This is a genomic window from Polaromonas sp. P1_G2 (assembly GCF_056405515.1).
The window spans coordinates 1-537 of sequence record NZ_JBFUBY010000843.1 but is presented as its reverse complement, the minus strand read 5'-3'; the positions used below and the strand labels follow the sequence as shown (position 1 = coordinate 537).

The 537-nt window shown below is 59.1% G+C and carries 1 protein-coding gene; it reads right to left on the bottom strand.

The genetic code is table 11. The annotated features are described in order from the left end of the window. Positions 1 to 537: sensor histidine kinase (locus AC1D0P_RS27925; RefSeq protein ID WP_477679702.1), on the bottom strand; the 537-nt coding region annotated here is incomplete at both ends.

Here is a 537-nt window from a genome sequence, read left to right as displayed (position 1 = left end):
CTGTCGACCTCGATCGAGCCGTGATGCAGGTTGACGAAGCTTTCGACGATCGAAAGACCGAGGCCCACGCCCGACTTGCGCCCGCCGCGGCTGTCGGATTCGAAGCGATCGAAAATCTTTGCCAGCATGTCCGGCGCCATGCCGGGGCCGGAATCGGAKACCGTGAATAGGAAATCGCTGCCTTCGCGCCAGCATTTGAGGCCTATGGCGCTGCCGTCAGGGGCGAAATTGGCCGCATTGGCGAGCAGTTTCAGGAAGATCTGCTTGAGCCGCTGGTGGTCGGCGAGGATGACGCCGAGATCGTGATCGGCGGTGATCTTCAGCGTCACCTGGTTTTCCTGCAGCCGATGGGCAATCTGCATCGCCACCTCGTCGAGCAGGTCGTTGATCGTCACATCGGAATAATGCAGTTCCATAATGCCGGCGTCGACCGTTGCAAGATCAAGAATGTCGTTGACCAGCGTCAGCAGCACCGAAGACGAATTGGAAATGTGGTCGAGATATTCCTGCTGCCGGTTGGTGAGCGGGTCCATGCCC